Source organism: Paenibacillus sp. sptzw28 (genome assembly GCF_019550795.1).
In the GTDB taxonomy this organism is placed as follows: domain Bacteria; phylum Bacillota; class Bacilli; order Paenibacillales; family Paenibacillaceae; genus Paenibacillus_Z.
Map to the genome: position 1 here is coordinate 3,104,303 of NZ_CP080545.1, position 16,056 is coordinate 3,120,358.

Consider the following 16,056-nt stretch of genomic DNA (forward strand, 5'->3'; position numbering starts at 1 on the left):
CCTCCCGAGACTCTCGTATGTATTGTGTGTAAGACGCAAACATATGTTTGCTAATCTATTATACATGCTTTATCCGCGGCGTCAATGATAGAATAGGAAGGCCTCCGGCAGTTGTAATTATATTCGCGGCATGTGATAATAAGCTTTTGCCGTACTGGATAAGCACGAGACCAAGTTTTATGGGGGAACGATAACATTGGACCGGTATCCGTTTACTTTTAATGCCGCAGAGCCGTTCATTGAGCAAGCCGGCGCATGGATCGCAGATGTGTTTTACGATATACTGCCTGAATACGGGTTCGAAGTTCGCGATGAGCAAATCTATATGGCTTTTCAATTAGAGCGGGCATTCGCGGAGAAAAGGACCATATTCGCAGAGGCCGGAGTAGGAACGGGGAAGACCCTCGTCTATCTGCTGTATGCCGTCTGCTATGCCCGATACATGCGCAAGCCTGTCATTATAGCCTGTGCGGACGAATCGCTCATTGAGCAGCTGGTCAAACCCGAGGGCGATATCGCAAAGCTTGCCGAGCATTTAGGGTTGATAATCGACGCAAGGCTTGGTAAATCCCCCGACCAATATGTATGCTTAACGAAGCTGGATGAAGCAAGACTGGATGAAGACGACGGGATGCTGTTCGAGGAGTTAAACAGGAGCTTGCCTGCTTTCGTCCATTCACACGCCGCATTGCAGACCTTTCATCCGTATGGCGACCGGAAGCAGTACTCGGACCTGAACGATAAACAATGGAATAAAATAAATTGGGACGCTTTCCAGGATTGCTTCGTCTGCGACAAGAGGCACCGCTGCGGACAAACGCTGTCTCGGGACCATTACCGCAAATCCGGCGATATCATCATTTGTTCCCACGACTATTATATGGAGCATGTGTGGACGTATGAAGGAAGGAAGCGGGAAGGCCAGCTGCCGCTGCTGCCGGAGCATTGCGCCGTTGTGTTCGATGAAGGTCATTTGCTGGAATCGGCCAGCCAGAAGGCACTGAGCTATAAGCTGAAGCATGCCGTATTCGAACAGCTGATAATCAGACTGCTCCAGGGAGAAATCCGGGAATCGCTTGCCGTGTTGATCGACGAGGCGATTGTCCGGAGTGAAATTATGTTTGCCGCCTTGGAGAGCCAAAGCAGAGAGATCCCCGGCTCGGAGCGAAAACAGATCCTTCTGAGCGACAGCTTGCTGGCGGATGTGCGCCGGTTTCGAGAGGTGGTCTCGGCGATCGAGGAGGAGCTTGTGTTCGAAAGTGAGCTGTACACTCTGAATCATTACCAGCTCCGTATCGTGGAGGAGCATCTGGAGATGATGCAGAAGGCTCTCAGTTTGTTTCAACATTCGAAAACCTTGATTTGCTGGCTGACGGAAAGCGGTGACGGACCAACCTTATCGATTATGCCGACAGAGGTTAAAGAGGTGCTGAAAGAGCATGTCTTCGCGGCAAGGATTCCGATTATCTTCTCATCTGCCACTTTGTCCGTCGAGGGGTCATTCCAATATGTCACGCACAGTCTCGGAATTGACGATTATTTATCATTCTCCGTAGACTCTCCATATGAGTATAAGCTCCAAATGAAAGTGGTCGCGCCCGACTGGTCCGAGGGAGGAACCTTCACCGAGAAAATGAATGCGGCCGTCCGGCTTCTGCATCGAACGGGCGGAAGGGCGTTGATTTTATTCCGAACAAAGGATGAGCTTGAGCGGTTTAAGCATGGAATCGCAGAAGAGCCCGAATGCAGCAGTATGCGCTTCTTGTTTGAAGGCGACCTGGAAATCAGCCGCTTGATCACTCTGTTTCAGAATGACGAGACGAGCGTGCTCTGTGCCGTCAGTCTGTGGGAAGGACTGGATGTACCCGGTCCGTCATTATCTAGCGTAATTATCTGGTCGCTGCCGTTTCCGCCAAACGATCCTGTCTTTATGGCTAAACGCAGTGCTGCGGCTTCGCCCTTCGAAGAGGTGGATCTGCCTTATATGCTGCTTCGTCTCAGACAAGGGATGGGTCGATTGATCCGGTCGAGTTCAGATACGGGGATCGTGGCCATACTAGGTGAGGAATTACATCAGCGTGAAGGGGTAAAGGAACACATTACCGCAGTGCTTCCCGCAGGCGTAGAACTCAGCGAATCGCTTGTTTAGTAATTTAAACCTGGATAAATACGAATGATGCAGTTTAGGAACAGGATTACTGTTTCGGACTGCTTTTTTTGTTGTGTAAATATACATGACACTTACAGCGTATTTTGTTCTCAAAACACTTCATAATGTTATATAATATAACAAAAAAATTTAACCTCTCTGCCTCTCCCTTGAGCGCTGCCATAACAGCCAGCCGAATCATTGCTTCCCTCTTACAAACACTTCAATGGAATCCAGCCCGCTAACACGGAAAAGGTGACTTTAAAAAGACCTTCTTTACAAGAAATATATGACGTAAACATCACGTCGAATGTTTGGTATAGTGGAATTTTAATAAATATTTATCTATATTGACCAAATTGCGTACGTAAAATTAGACATTTTAACTCATGACAAAGACTACACATCTCTATAAGATGTTATATAATATAACATCATAATTCATTACGAATCCATAATCATTCCGGAACCGCGGCAATTAGAAGTGCAAGAATTGGACGTTCACCCGGTACAGGAGGTGTTTTGTGGATCATTATACTATTTTATCGGCTATGGGCCGATTGGAAAGCCCCTCCGTAATGGCTACCATAATCGGTGTGCATGGCCACTCGTATCGGAAAGCCGGAGCGGCAATGCTCTTGCTGCAGGATGGGGGCAAAATCGGCAGTATCAGCCCGGGATGTCTGGAAGCGGATTTACTGGAACGAACAGGTGAGGTTCTGGAATCAGGAAACCACGAAATAATCGAGTATAACTTAAACGCCGATGAGGATGCCGTTTGGGGAGAATCGGTCGGCTGCGGTGGCGCGATTCGTGTTCTGCTCGAGCCGGTATCCGGTGAGCTTCAGCAGATTATGCGGGCTGTGTATGAACGAACGACGGCAGGCGAGACAGTCGGGCTGACCAGAATACTAGGCGGGAGGAGGATCGGCTACCGGATTTCATCCGATAAACCGATCGCCGTCATGCAGCGCCAGACCGCGGATTGGGAGCTGCGCCCGGATATCAGGGATAGCGAGTTCCGCCTTGAAACGTTCCACTCTGTATTCTCGCCGCGACCGCGGCTTCTTATATTCGGTGCCGGCGACGACTCCATTCCTGTATGTGAATTGGTCGGCAGGATCGGGTTTCGAATAGTCGTTGCGGATTGGCGGGCCTCGCTGTGCAGCTCCGGACGATTTCCGGGTGCGGAGATCATTAACGGGCTGCCTCAAGCAATAATTGATAGGCTTCGGCCGGCAGCGGACGATTATGCGCTTATCAGCAGCCACCAGCTGCAGCGGGACCGAGAGATGCTCGAAGGGCTATTGCCGGCGCGGCTCCAATATATCGGCGTCCTGGGATCGCAAAGTAGGATTCGGCAGATCTTCGCGGGATTATCGGTAACCTCGAACGTGCGCGCACCGGTAGGTATGGCGATCGGGGCGGACGGCCCGCAGGAGATAGCGGTGAGCATTGCGGCAGAGCTGATCGCGGTACGTTCAAGACTAGAGGCGAGCCGGAAGGAAGGAGCGGATCTTTATCAAAATCGCGGGTATGTATCTGGCGGCCGGAGCGAGCAAGAGAATGGGAGAAGCGAAGCTGTCCATGGAGCTTTCTCCGGGCGTCACCCTTGGGAGCCTGGCGCTTCGTGAAATGCGGGCTTGTGATTTGAAGCCGCTGGCCGTCGTTGTCCGAACGGATGATCCGCTGCTGTGGCTCTGTGACCGGAATGATAGGGCTGGCACGCTGCCGAAGTTCCGCATCGTGCCTGGCATGCAATCTCATATGGGAATGTCGCGGTCAATCCGCAGCGGGCTCGAAGCGCTGCTGCCGGATGATCCCGACGCCATTCTAATCGCACTTGCAGACCAGCCCTTCGTTACTGCCTCACTCTTAAACCGGTTGATTTCCGTGTATCTCGAGGATCCTTCGGTCGATTATGCCGCCAGCGGTCAAGGCACTCTGGCCATCCCGCCAGTAATCGTAAGCAGGTCTATGTTTTCCCGGCTTTGCCAGCTGGAGGGGGACGCGGGTGCAAGACATCTGTTCAAATCGCCGGATTATCGCGGAGTCGTGGTGAGATATGCGGCCGAATGGGCATTTGTCGATGTAGATACGCAGGAAGAAATGGATAAAGCGAAAATGATTTGGTCGGAGCTGCAGGCCAAAGCAAGGTGAATACATTCCGGACAATTGACAAATAAACCATACCAAATGCTGCTCGGCATCCTGATCAACATCAGGATGAAATATATAGAAAAGCCTAAGGAGGAACCATACGTATGAGTCATCGAAACAAGAGAGCGGCAGTTATCATTTTCCTCGCAGCATTACTCGCACTCACCGGGTGTTCCAGCGGTAAATCGCCGGAAAGCACGAACACGGCAGCAGGAAGCGCCAAGGCATCCGATCCGGCGAAAGCGGACAATGCGACAGCAACAGCCAAGAAAGCACTACGCGTCGCTTTCGTTTACATCGGTCCTCCAGGCGACGGCGGATGGACGTTCGAGCATGACAAGGGGCGCAAGTATATGGAAGAGAAGACCGGCATCAAAGCGGATACGGTCGAAAATGTACCGGAGAGCGCAGATGCGGAACGGATCATCACCGAGCTTGCTCAGGACCATGATCTTATATTCACGACAAGCTTCGGTTATATGGATCCGACGCTTAACGTCGCCAAGAAATTTCCGAAGGTCATCTTCGAACATACCGCTGGCTACAAGACCAACGCCAACATGGGTACTTATTTCGGCGAAAATTACGAAGGGAGCTATCTAAGCGGCATTGCGGCGGGAAAAATGACGAAGAAAAACCTGATCGGCTATGTCGGAGCCTTCCCCATTCCAGAGGTCATTTATAACATAAACGCGTTTACGCTTGGCGCGCAAAGCGTCAATCCGGATGTGAAGGTAAGCGTCGTATGGTCGAATACATGGTTCGATCCTTCGACCGAACGTCAGGCGGCTGTTAGCCTGCTCGATAAAGGGGCCGACGTTCTGATGGCCTATCAGGATTCCCCGGCGACGCTTCAAGCCGCGGCCGAACGGGGCGCTATGGCAGGAGGAAACGACTCGGATATGACCCGGTACGCTCCCGACGCTTATTTAACCAATCCGGTCTGGAATTGGGGCCCCTACTACGAGAAGGTGGTCAAATCCGTACAGGACGGCACATGGAAGAGCGAGCAATATATGGGGTCCATGGAGGACGGCATGGTGGATATCGCACCACTTGGACCTAAAGTTCCGGAAGATGTGAAGAAGCTTGTCGCCGAGAAGAAGGAACAAATCCTCAAAGGCGAATTGATCGTCTTCGCGGGACCGATCGTCGACGCCGGCGGGACAGAGAAGCTCAAAAAAGGCGAAACGATGAGCCTGGCAGATATTCTCCAAATGAATTGGTTTGTAAAAGGGATAGACGGTACGATTCCAAAATAAAGGCAAGAGCGACAATACTTCAATCGGGCAAATCCCTTGAAAGAGGGATTTGCCCGTTTATCCCGCGCAGCGCCTGTCTGCCGTTCAAAGAAGGAGGTAACGCATATGAATGACTTCCATACCGTCGATATGCGCGGCATAGTAAAGCGGTTCGGCAGCGTTCTTGCGAGCGATCAAGTGGATTTCAAGGCGAAGGCAGGGGAAATACATGCGCTGCTCGGTGAGAACGGAGCTGGCAAAAGCACCATAATGTGCATGCTCTCCGGTGTTTACCGACCGACAAGCGGCGAAATCCATATACAGGGCGTGAAGTCGAAGATTCGTTCGCCCAAGGATGCGATGAAGCTTGGAATCGGAATGGTATTTCAAAATTTCCGGCTCGTGCAGACGCTGACCGCCGCGGAAAATATCGTGCTCGGCGAGAAATCCTCGTTCTGGCGCGGCCCGAAATGGATGCAATCGAAGCAGGAGGAAATTGAAGCGATTGCGGCGCGCTTCGGGCTTTCGATACCTGTGGACCGTCCGGTATGGCAGCTGTCCGTCGGTGAGCAGCAGCGCGTCGAAATCGTCAAAACGCTGTATCGGGGCGCTGATCTGATCATATTGGATGAGCCTACCTCTGTGCTGACGCCCGGGGAGTCGGATCAATTGTTCGAAACGCTCGCGCGTATGAAGGGCGAGGGCAAGACCGTCATTTTAACAACGCATAAACTGAAGGAGGTTATGGCCGCCTCCGACCGTATTTCCGTCATGCGCAAAGGCAAGATGATCGTAACGATGCCGACAGCTGAGACAACAGAGCGGGAGCTTGCCAGGCTGATGGTCGGCAAGGAACTTGGCGGCGGACGCGCTTATATGAGCAGGCCGCAGGGAGAAATTCTGCTTTCGGTCGACAGGCTGGACGTGAATGCGGACCATGGACGCAAAGTGCTCAATCAGCTGCATTTTCACGTGCGGGAAGGCGAAATTGTCGGTGTCGCGGGCGTGGCCGGCAACGGGCAGAAGGAATTGGCCGAGGTATTGACGGGGCTCCGTTCGCGTGATGGAGGCACCATCCGCTTTGGCGGCAAGGAGATGAAGCAGACCTCGGTGCGGGAAGCCATCGAATCCGGAATTGCTCATGTACCCGAGAATCGGATGAGAAGCGGTCTTGCGGGCAGTTTGGGTGTGACCGATAACCTGCTGTTCAAATCGTACCGCACAAGCGAGCGGTCCAGGCTAGGGATTTTACGTTCCGGCCGTAACCGGGAATGGGCGCAAAAGCTGGTGGAACAGTTCGACGTCAAGACCTCCAGCCTTGATACGCCCGTTAGTCAACTATCCGGAGGGAACCAGCAGAAACTGCTGTTCGCCAGGGAAATTCATCAGGAGCCCCGGCTTATGGTGGCGGTTCACCCAACCCAGGGACTTGATGTCGGCGCTTCCGAAGGCGTTCACCGGCTGCTTATGGAGCTGCGCGATTCAGGAAGAAGCGTACTGCTGATTTCCGAGGATTTGGATGAAGTTATGCAGCTTTCGGACCGGATACTTGTCCTTTACAACGGTTCGATAGTCGGGGAAATGACGCGTGCTGAAGCCGACCGCGAGCAAATTGGACAGTTTATGGCCGGCCTTCCCGGTAAGAGGGAGGAAGCCATATGAACGAACAACCTGTACCCGGAGCATTGACATTGGATAATAAAGCTCCAAAGCCGGGACGATTCTCGCTTCGGCTGGAAATCGATTCGTCCCGGCCGGGAAATCCATGGTGGGTCACGATTGTTTCCATTCTTCTTGCATTGGTTGTATGCGGAGTTTTTATTGCCGCGAACGGCATGAATCCCGTAACCGTCTATGCCAAAATGCTTCAGGGAGCATTCGGATCGGAATTCGGCATCACCGAGACGCTGGTCAAGTCGATTCCTCTGCTGCTGTGCGGAATCGGCGTTGCGATCGCCTACCGTATTTCGATATGGAATATCGGTGCGGAAGGACAGTTCGCCGCCGGGGCGATTGCGGCTACGGCGGTCACGATTTATTTTCCCGACTTGCCCGGATATTTCGCTATTCCGTTGATGATTGTTTTCAGTGTCGCCGCAGGCGGGTTATGGGGACTGCTGACCGCAATTCCGAGGACCTATTTTCAGGTCAATGAGCTGATAACTTCCCTGATGCTTAATTATGTAGCACTGCTCGCAATGGATTATGTTGTATTCGGTCCGTGGAAGGATCCGAAGGGGTTCAATTTTCCGGGTACTCCAATGTTCACGGATGCGCAATCGCTGCCTGTGCTGGGGGACACGAGGCTTCATGCCGGGCTTTTATTCGGGATTATTGCGGTTTTGTTATACGCGTTTACTGTCCGCTACACCAGATGGGGATATGAGCTTCGGCTCATCGGCGCGAATGCCGAGGCTGCGAAGAATGCCGGCATTCGCATCGGCAGGCACATTCTGGTCGTTATGATCATAAGCGGCGGGCTTGCCGGACTCGCGGGTATGAGTGAAGTAGCCGGCGTCTCGCACCGGCTTATGTATGGCATTTCGCCAGGATATGGTTATACTGCCATTATCGTCGCGTGGCTTGCCAAATTAAATCCGGTCGGATTAATTGTGGCATCTGTGTTGTTCGGAGGCTTGATCGTCGGGGGCTACAGCGTCCAAACGATCGGCCTGCCCTCTTCGATTTCCGATATGCTTCAGGGTGCAATCTTGTTTTTTCTCATCGCCGGCGGCGTAATCGGCAAGCTGCGGGTGAGGCGAGCCGTATGAAAGGAGCGGATTTCTCATGGAAGTATGGATTCAAGTGTTAAACGCGGCAATCGCTTCCGGAACGCCGCTTCTGTTCGCAACGCTAGGCGGCATATTGATTGAACGCTGCGGCATTATTCAGCTTGGCGCGGAAGGCTTGATGCTTATGGGAGCCGTTACGGCGTGCCTGACATATTTGCATACGGGAAGCTTGACGCTCACACTGCTTGCCGTATTTGCGGTTAGCGCATTGCTCGGCTTGATCCACGCTTCGCTTACGGTATCGCTGCGGACGAATCAAATCGTCACAGGTCTCGCCATGACGCTGTTCAGTTCCGGCTTCAGCGCTTATCTGGGCAAATCCGTAAGCGGCAATCCGGTCCCGCTTGCCGTTCCGAAGCTGCATTTGACCTGGATTGAGGGGGTGCCGGTTATCGGTGATATTTTCGGCCGGCTGGATGTGCTGACCTGGGCCAGCTTCGTGCTCGTTATCGTCATGCATTTGTTCATCCACCGCACCTCCTGGGGACTTCACCTTAGGGCTATCGGCGACAATCCCCCAACCGCGGATGTGATGGGCATTCGCGTCAACGCGCTTCGATATGTATATATTACTGCCGGATCGATGCTGATCGGGCTGGCCGGCGCTGATTTGCTGCTTGTTTATACTCCGTCATGGATTGAAGGCATGACCGCAGGCAGAGGATGGATCGCCGTCGCGCTTATTATTTTTGCGAGGTGGAATCCGGTTCGCGCACTGCTCTGCGCGTATTTCTTCGGCATGCTCGACACGCTCGGCTTCCGCATTCAGCTGCTCGGCAGCGAAGTGCCCTCCTATTTTCTGAAAATGATTCCTTACATTGTCACCATCCTCGTCCTGATGGCACTCGGCTGGAGAAACCGCAACAAACCTTCCGGGGCGCCGGAGTCGCTCGGCGTTCCCTATATTCGGGAGCAGAGATATTAAGTCGAAATCGTTGGCTGGAAATCCGAAGTGATTTTGTGAAGCAGGCTGGAGACGGTCCGGTCTGCATATGATCAGGAGGGGAGCACAATGGCAACCGTTGATGAGGAAATGACCCGCTCTCCGTTCGTCTGGCGTCCCGGCGATGCAGCCGAGGCGTGGCGGCTCAAGCAAAGCTACGGTGAAGAGAGTGTATATATATCCGGCGGAACGCTGCTTCGGACGCAATGGGAATCAGGTCTTACCGCAATTCCAAAGCATCTGATCGACCTCGGTTCGATTCCCGGAATTACGGGGGTCGCTGTCAGTTCCAAAGAACTTACGATCGGCGCGTTCACTACTTTATCCGCAATTCGCCGCGACCCGCTGATTGACAAATATTTTCCGATGCTCACTGAAGCGGTCCGGGTTATCGCCGCACCCTCTGTACGAAACCTCGCCACGCTCGGTGGTAATATCGCCTCGTTGGTCGGCGACTCGCTGCCGGCATTGCTTGTTTATGAAGCGGAGCTGCTATGGCACGATGGGCGCGGGCTGCATACGCAACCGCTCCTTGACTGGCTTGAAAGCAGTGAATCGAACCGGCAGGGGAGACTGCTAATGCAGATTAAGCTTCCTTGTTCTTCGGAATACACCGATTCGTTGGACTCGATGGACTCGATGGACTCGATGGAAAAGGAAAGCGCCGTCGACGGGAAAATAAAGCGGTTCTCCGCTTACGATAAGGTGGGCCGAAGAGAAGCCTTCACACCTTCGCTCGTCACTACCGCGTTATGGGGCTATGTGGATGACAGCGGAAATCTCGGCGATGTCCGTTTAGCAGCCGGAGGCGGACAAACGACGCCCTGCCGGTTATATGCCTGCGAATCGCTGCTTAACGGCAGGATGATCGAGCCCGAATTGCTGCAGGCTCTGCATGAACAAATCCTGCGGGAATACGACCCGAAAGGGGATATGTTCGCTTCCGCGGAGTATCGCAAACAAACCGCGGCCAATGTAATTGCAGCCGGCTTGTGGAAGCAAATGTTATGAGGAATTTATGAGTGTGTCCCAAGGCATATGAGAGCTGATAAGGCCTCGGGATATCCACTGAAACAAGAATGAGGCCCTTAATTCGGAAAATCCTGCTTATTGCGCGGAATAGAAGCCATGAGGACATTTGTAAGAAGGTTTTTCCTTTCTAAAAGGCCCTCGGGATATCCGCTGGAAGCAGAACGAGGCTCTTAACCGTGAAAATCCTTCTTATAGTGGATTGAAAATGCTCACGGTCTTGCTTTAGCAGGAAATCCCTGCTTACACACGGCCTTCTCTAGAGTCTGAAGTGCGGCATTGTCTAGAGTCGAACTGCGGCTTTGTCTGGAATCAGAAGAGCGGCTTTGTCTGGAGTCTGAACAGCGACCTTGTATAGAGTCTGAACAGCGGCATTATCTAGAGTGGGGATGCCGCAAGTGGTTATTTCAATTATTTTGAATAAAACAGCGATGCTTTAGCACATTAACATCCTGCGAATAAAAGAGGTGAGGAACATGTTGTTGAACCGAAGCTCAAGCGGCGAGAGGTGGCGGGTCAGACCTGACGGCCCAGGCAAGGTGACAGGCAAGCTCTCGTATTTAACCGACATGACCGCTGCGGGAATGCTGTTCGGAAGCGTGCTGCGGAGTCCGCACCCGCATGCAAGGCTGCTTGCCATACACACCGGGAACGCGAAGCGCTTAAAGGGCGTTCATGCCGTGCTGACTCATGAGGATGTTCCGGGACTGAACGCATTCGGCATTGCAATACAGGATCAACCGGTATTCTGCACTGATCGCGTCAGATATGTCGGCGACGCGGTTGCCGCGGTAGCTGCAGAATCCGCTGAGCTGGCGGAATACGCGTTATCGCTTATCGAAGTCGATTACGAAGTGCTGCCCGTTATAGACGATCCCGCGAGGGCGACTGATGACGGGATGCCTATGCTGCATCCGCACGGCAATGTCCTGCATCGAACGGGTTACAGAGACGGAGATATCGAAGCAGGCTTCTCGGCCAGCCGCCATATCGTCGAAGAAACGTATGTGTTACCGAGGCAGATGCATACCTATATGGAAACAGAAGGAGGTCTGTTCGTTCCCGGCGAAGACGGACGGCTTACGGTCTACGCCCCGACTCAGCACGGTTTTCTGGACCGGCTGCAGCTATCGAGGATAACGGCACTGCCGGAGAGCGAGATACGGGTAATCTCAAGCCCGATCGGCGGCTCCTTCGGCGGTAAAGACGAACTCAACGTTCAGCCCTACGGCGCGCTGCTTGCCCTTTATACGAAGCTGCCAGTCAAAATCCATAATTCCCGGTGGGAATCGATGCGGTCGGGCCTCAAACGCCACCCGATGACCATCCGCATGAAAACAGGCATCGATGCTGAAGGCCGGATTCTCGCGCATCAGGTCCGTATTACAGCCGATACCGGTCCTTACGCGACATTGGGAGCAGAAGTGCTCAACTTCGCAACCGAGCATGTACTCGGCCCTTACCGGTACGGGAATACCGATGTATCAAGCATATCCGTCTATACGAACAACGGAATGTCCGGAGAGTTTCGCGGCTTCGGCGGCAATCAGGCGCTGTTTGCTCTCGAAGGTCAAATGGACCGGCTGGCCGAAACAATCGGAATGGATTCGTGGCAGTTCCGACGGTTGAATTTAAAAAATTCAGGCGAGCCGGGCCCCTTCGGTCAGCCAATCGCTCGAACTGACGGAGCGAGCCAGGTATGGAACGCTTTAGCGGATGCCACGATATGGAAGGAAAAGGCGAAGGATTCGAATTGCAGTAGGGAGCCTTGGATCCAAACCGGTGTCGGTGCGGCTTTCATAATGCACGGTTCCGGGCTTGGTGTCGGCATTCCCGACCCGGCTGGAGGCAGGCTGACTTTAGCGCCGGATGGTAAAATCGAAGCGGCATTCAGCTACGAGGAGTTCGGGCAGGGTCTGCTCGCCACACTTGAGCTTATGCTGATCGAGCAGTTCGGCTTTGCAGCCGAAGATTTGCGTCTTGTCATCGGCGATACCGATGCGGTTCCGAACAGCGGCTCGAGCACCGCTTCGCGCGCCACCAGCATGATGTGGAAGTCGCTGCAGAATCTGAGGCCGATATTCACGAAGAGGCTGCTCGATTGCGCGGAGGTGATGCTCGGAATTCCCGCGTCGCAGCTCCAAGTTGGCCCTGGAGGGATCAGGGAGGGGAACAATCCGACGAAGCTTCTCGCCTCCTATCATCAGCTTGCGATAGCCTCGGATCAACCGATCACATCGGAGACCGAGTTCCATTTTCCGACCTCCCCGGTCAATCGTATCGGCGCCCATTTCATATATACATTCGCGGCTGCTGCCGTCAAAGTCGAAGTAAACACGCTGACCGGCAGAGTTCGGGTGTTGGACCAATTCCATACCGTCGCCGCCGGACCGGTCATGAACCCGCAGGGATATCTCGGGCAAATCGAAGGCGGAAGCAGCATGGCACTGGGTTATACACTTACGGAGGAAGCGCTTATGGCGGGCGGACAGTATTTGACCAAAAATCTGGACACCTATCTGATCCCCACACTGTCGGACGTCCGCGGAAGATTAGAGGTACTGCCGATCGAGGAGCTGCCCGAAGGAGATGAGTACGGTCCCCGCGGCATTGGCGAAATAGGATCGGTGGGTCTCGCGCCTGCGATCATTTCGGCCGTTCACGATGCGGTTGGGAAATGGGTTTGCAAGCTCCCTATCGATCCTGCGGAGCTCCAGGAAAGGCCATCCTTCGCAAAAAAGGCGGTGAGCGGCAGATGAAAAACAACTCAATAACGGAACCGTTGGGGCAGCCGCTGCTTTCCTGTCATATTAACGGCGAGCCCGTTACGATTGGCGTTTCGCCAGCCAAGCGGCTGCTGTCGGTATTAAGGGACGATTTGCAGCTGACCGGAACGAAGCGGTCATGCGAGATCGGCCGCTGCGGCGCCTGCATGGTATTGATGGACGGCGTGCCGGTGAATGCGTGTTTAACGATGGCTTATCAATGCACAGGCAAACAAATTACGACGATTGAGGGGCTGTCGCAAGACGGGCTGCATCCGGTCCAGCAGGCTTTTTTGGAGGAGGGCGGGTATCAGTGCGGATACTGCACACCCGGGATGATCATATCGGTTAAAGCGCTGCTTGACGAGAATCCGGACCCAACGCAGGAGGAAGTGGAAGAGGCGCTGTCCGGCAATCTTTGCCGCTGCACCGGTTATGGCGGCATTGTCCGCGCCGTTCAGCGGGCCATTGAATGGGGGAGGGGGAGCCAATGAACAACGATAAGGACCGACACATTCATTTTCTGCGGAAATGTATTGAGGTATCGAGGCGGGCAAGAGCATCCGGCAACACGCCGTTCGGCGCCATTCTAGTTGATATGTCAGGAGAAATTCTGCTGGAGCAGGGCAATATCGAGGTGACGGAATCGATATGCACCGGTCATGCGGAAACGTCGCTGATGGTAAGGGCATCCAAGCTGTACCCGAAGCACGAGCTGTGGTCATGCACCTTGTACACGACGGCCGAGCCATGCGCAATGTGCTCGGGATCGATTTACTGGGGCAATGTGGGAACAGTGGTTTACGGAATCTCGGAGGAGCGTTTAGCGCAATTAACCGGCGACGATGAACAAAATTTGACGCTCAATTTGCCCTGCCGGGAGGTATTCGCCTGCGGCAGGAAGCCAATCGAGGTGATCGGCCCCTTCCCGGAGATCGAAGCGGAGACCGTAGCCGTTCATGAAGGTTACTGGTCATGAAAATCTCACTATGGCAGTTGAATACGCTAAGCCGCGAATTGTTTGTGCGAATGCTCGGAGGTGTTTTTGAACATTCTCCGTGGGTTGCTGATGAGGCCTGGAAGAATAGACCCTTTCATTCTACCCATGAGATCCATGTTACGATGATGAAGATAGTCGGCAATGCTCCGCCCGAGCAGGTACTCGCGCTTATACGCGCGCACCCGGACCTTGCAACCCGTCTGCAAATAAGCGAATACTCGGCACTGGAGCAGCAGGGGGCGGGACTGGACCGGTTGACGGAGGAGGAATATGAGCTGTTCTCCAATCTGAACCGCGCCTATGTGCAAAAATTCGGTTTTCCTTTTATTTATGCGGTTCGCGGCAAAACCAAGGAGGATATACTATCCGCACTGGAAGCCAGAATCGGTAACACGGTGCCGGAAGAGCGGGAGAAGGCGGTCGCGCAAATCGGCCTGATAACCCGGTTTCGAATAATGGACCTGGTAGATGATTAATGTCGTAAATTAATTGAAAGGGGATGGCATCCATGTTGAAAATATCGAGCGGACGCATGCTGTATTACGGAAAAGGAGACGTCTTCGCCTACCGCACCTACGCAAAGCCATTGTCTGTCTCAGCGGTGCCGGAATCTTCATTCGCGGGTGATCCCAATGTCATCTTTGCCCATAACATTACATTCGCAGTGAGCAGCGACTCCCTTTTGACTTCCTTTACGGAAGGTGATAATTCGAACGTTGTAGCGACCGATTCGATGAAGAACTTCATTCTGCGCCATTGCGCGGATTACGAAGGAAGCACGACCGAAGGATTGATCGCTTTTGTGAGCGCCCGCTTCATAGAGAAATATCCGCACATTTCGGCGATAGAGATCGGTGCCGACCGGATTCCCTTCGAATCTCTGAACGTTGCGGGTGAGAGCGGTTTCGAGAACAGCGGTCTCGTATACAGGCGTTCCCATAACGAGCATGCTGGTGCTGTAATGGTACTCGAGCGGGTTGCGCACGAAGGCGCGCAGGTCGTTTCACTATGGAGCGGTCTATCGGATTTGCAGCTTATCAAAGTGAGCGGAAGCTCATTCTATGGGTTTATACGCGATGAGTACACGACGCTGCCGGACAGCTATGATCGGCCGCTGTTCATTTTCCTCAATATAAAATGGCGTTATGCGGAGGCGGATGATGCCCTCAAGGGGGAATCGGGCAGCTATGTGGCGGCAGAGCAGGTGCGCGATATTGCGCATCATGTGTTTCATGAATACAAGACGCCGTCCATCCAGTATTTGATTGTCCAGATCGGGCGGCGGATTCTGACCCGCTTCCCGCAGCTTGCTGAAATCCGGTTCGAATCGAACAACAGAACATGGGAGACGGTCGTTGAACCGGATGCCGTGACAGGGGCCGGAGTCTTCACGGAGCCGAGACCTCCATTCGGGTTTCAAGGATTCTCGATGACAAGGGAAGATCTTGGTGCAGTAGAAGGTATGGAGTCTTCGCAAGACCGGGAAAGCATCGAAGCCGGGACGGGCACTAGCCCGGCGGCAGCGGGGCAACCGAAATGACCGGCAGGCTCACCACTCATGTGCTCGATACGTCACGGGGCAAGCCCGCGCATGGCATGTACGTCACGCTGTACATGCTTGCTGCAAGCCCAGATGGACAGCCGCATCTCTTGAAGGAGGTACGTACGAATGCCGACGGCCGGATAGACTCGCCGCTTCTTGAGAATGAGGAGCTGAAGAGGGGGATATATGAGCTCGTCTTCTCCGTCGGCGACTACTTCTCACGGACTGCGCAAGATTACTCACCCTCCGAAGCATTTCTTGACCTGGTACCCGTGCGTTTCCGCGTAACCGACGCCAGCGCCCATATCCACGTTCCGCTGCTGGTTGCTCCCGGCGGCTACAGCACCTACCGGGGCAGCTAGGCAGGCAAGCCGGGATGGACATGAGATCCGCCTTAATGATAAAGTAAGAAGAGATTTGTTCGTATGCTTCCA

The 16,056-nt window shown here is 53.6% G+C and carries 14 protein-coding genes; all 14 read left to right on the top strand.

All coding sequences use genetic code 11. The annotated features are described in order from the left end of the window. Positions 1 to 196: 196 nt before the first annotated feature. The 14 genes from KZ483_RS13850 to uraH all read left to right on the top strand — a co-directional run bounded on the left by KZ483_RS13850 (position 197) and on the right by uraH (position 15,984). Complete coding sequence (locus tag KZ483_RS13850; RefSeq protein WP_220347874.1) at positions 197 to 2,149, top strand: ATP-dependent DNA helicase; 1,953 nt, start codon at positions 197 to 199, stop codon at positions 2,147 to 2,149. Positions 2,150 to 2,673: 524 nt separating this feature from the next. Next, on the top strand, positions 2,674 to 3,783 hold the full coding sequence (locus KZ483_RS13855) for an XdhC family protein (RefSeq protein ID WP_220347875.1): 1,110 nt from the start codon (positions 2,674 to 2,676) through the stop codon (positions 3,781 to 3,783). Then, on the top strand, positions 3,716 to 4,309 hold the full coding sequence (locus KZ483_RS13860) for a nucleotidyltransferase family protein (RefSeq protein WP_220347876.1): 594 nt from the start codon (positions 3,716 to 3,718) through the stop codon (positions 4,307 to 4,309). The genes KZ483_RS13855 and KZ483_RS13860 overlap by 68 nt, the downstream gene beginning before the upstream one ends. 104 nt (positions 4,310 to 4,413) lie before the next feature. Further along, the gene (locus tag KZ483_RS13865; protein ID WP_220347877.1) at positions 4,414 to 5,571 is read left to right on the top strand and encodes a BMP family ABC transporter substrate-binding protein; all 1,158 of its coding nucleotides are present in this window, start codon (positions 4,414 to 4,416) and stop codon (positions 5,569 to 5,571) included. A gap of 105 nt (positions 5,572 to 5,676) precedes the next feature. After that, positions 5,677 to 7,212, top strand: a complete 1,536-nt coding sequence (locus KZ483_RS13870; protein ID WP_220347879.1) for an ABC transporter ATP-binding protein — start codon at positions 5,677 to 5,679, stop codon at positions 7,210 to 7,212. After that, positions 7,209 to 8,321, top strand: a complete 1,113-nt coding sequence (locus KZ483_RS13875) for an ABC transporter permease (RefSeq protein ID WP_220347881.1) — start codon at positions 7,209 to 7,211, stop codon at positions 8,319 to 8,321. Before KZ483_RS13870 ends, KZ483_RS13875 begins: the two co-directional genes overlap by 4 nt. A 16-nt stretch (positions 8,322 to 8,337) precedes the next feature. Next, a complete protein-coding gene (locus KZ483_RS13880; RefSeq protein WP_220347883.1) occupies positions 8,338 to 9,267 on the top strand; it encodes an ABC transporter permease in 930 nt (309 codons plus the stop codon). Between the two features lie 87 nt (positions 9,268 to 9,354). Continuing rightward, positions 9,355 to 10,296 (top strand): FAD binding domain-containing protein, encoded by a 942-nt coding sequence (locus KZ483_RS13885; protein WP_220347884.1) that lies wholly within the window; start codon positions 9,355 to 9,357, stop codon positions 10,294 to 10,296. A 494-nt stretch (positions 10,297 to 10,790) separates the two neighbouring features. Next, complete coding sequence (pucD, locus tag KZ483_RS13890; protein WP_220347886.1) at positions 10,791 to 13,073, top strand: xanthine dehydrogenase subunit D; 2,283 nt, start codon at positions 10,791 to 10,793, stop codon at positions 13,071 to 13,073. Beyond that, a complete protein-coding gene (locus KZ483_RS13895; RefSeq protein WP_220347887.1) occupies positions 13,070 to 13,573 on the top strand; it encodes a (2Fe-2S)-binding protein in 504 nt (167 codons plus the stop codon). The genes pucD and KZ483_RS13895 overlap by 4 nt, the downstream gene beginning before the upstream one ends. Next, entirely contained in the window at positions 13,570 to 14,058 is a 489-nt protein-coding gene (locus KZ483_RS13900) for a nucleoside deaminase (protein WP_258881237.1), read from the top strand. The genes KZ483_RS13895 and KZ483_RS13900 overlap by 4 nt, the downstream gene beginning before the upstream one ends. Further along, positions 14,055 to 14,555, top strand: coding sequence for a 2-oxo-4-hydroxy-4-carboxy-5-ureidoimidazoline decarboxylase (gene uraD, locus KZ483_RS13905; protein WP_220347891.1), 501 nt, complete (start codon positions 14,055 to 14,057; stop codon positions 14,553 to 14,555). The genes KZ483_RS13900 and uraD overlap by 4 nt, the downstream gene beginning before the upstream one ends. A gap of 32 nt (positions 14,556 to 14,587) precedes the next feature. After that, a complete protein-coding gene (gene pucL, locus KZ483_RS13910; RefSeq protein ID WP_220347893.1) occupies positions 14,588 to 15,619 on the top strand; it encodes a factor-independent urate hydroxylase in 1,032 nt (343 codons plus the stop codon). Next, the gene (uraH, locus tag KZ483_RS13915; RefSeq protein WP_220347894.1) at positions 15,616 to 15,984 is read left to right on the top strand and encodes a hydroxyisourate hydrolase; all 369 of its coding nucleotides are present in this window, start codon (positions 15,616 to 15,618) and stop codon (positions 15,982 to 15,984) included. Before pucL ends, uraH begins: the two co-directional genes overlap by 4 nt. Positions 15,985 to 16,056 lie beyond the last annotated feature (72 nt).

Excerpts from the sequence above, each read along its gene's own strand:
- KZ483_RS13895 (WP_220347887.1), top strand. The coding sequence starts at position 13,070 with ATGAAAAACAACTCAATAACGGAACCGTTGGGGCAGCCGCTGCTTTCC.
- pucD (WP_220347886.1), top strand. The coding sequence starts at position 10,791 with ATGTTGTTGAACCGAAGCTCAAGCGGCGAGAGGTGGCGGGTCAGACCT.
- pucL (WP_220347893.1), top strand. The coding sequence starts at position 14,588 with ATGTTGAAAATATCGAGCGGACGCATGCTGTATTACGGAAAAGGAGAC.
- KZ483_RS13865 (WP_220347877.1), top strand. The coding sequence starts at position 4,414 with ATGAGTCATCGAAACAAGAGAGCGGCAGTTATCATTTTCCTCGCAGCA.
- KZ483_RS13860 (WP_220347876.1), top strand. The coding sequence starts at position 3,716 with ATGGGAGAAGCGAAGCTGTCCATGGAGCTTTCTCCGGGCGTCACCCTT.
- KZ483_RS13880 (WP_220347883.1), top strand. The coding sequence starts at position 8,338 with ATGGAAGTATGGATTCAAGTGTTAAACGCGGCAATCGCTTCCGGAACG.
- KZ483_RS13885 (WP_220347884.1), top strand. The coding sequence starts at position 9,355 with ATGGCAACCGTTGATGAGGAAATGACCCGCTCTCCGTTCGTCTGGCGT.
- KZ483_RS13875 (WP_220347881.1), top strand. The coding sequence starts at position 7,209 with ATGAACGAACAACCTGTACCCGGAGCATTGACATTGGATAATAAAGCT.
- uraD (WP_220347891.1), top strand. The coding sequence starts at position 14,055 with ATGAAAATCTCACTATGGCAGTTGAATACGCTAAGCCGCGAATTGTTT.
- KZ483_RS13870 (WP_220347879.1), top strand. The coding sequence starts at position 5,677 with ATGAATGACTTCCATACCGTCGATATGCGCGGCATAGTAAAGCGGTTC.
- KZ483_RS13900 (WP_258881237.1), top strand. The coding sequence starts at position 13,570 with ATGAACAACGATAAGGACCGACACATTCATTTTCTGCGGAAATGTATT.
- uraH (WP_220347894.1), top strand. The coding sequence starts at position 15,616 with ATGACCGGCAGGCTCACCACTCATGTGCTCGATACGTCACGGGGCAAG.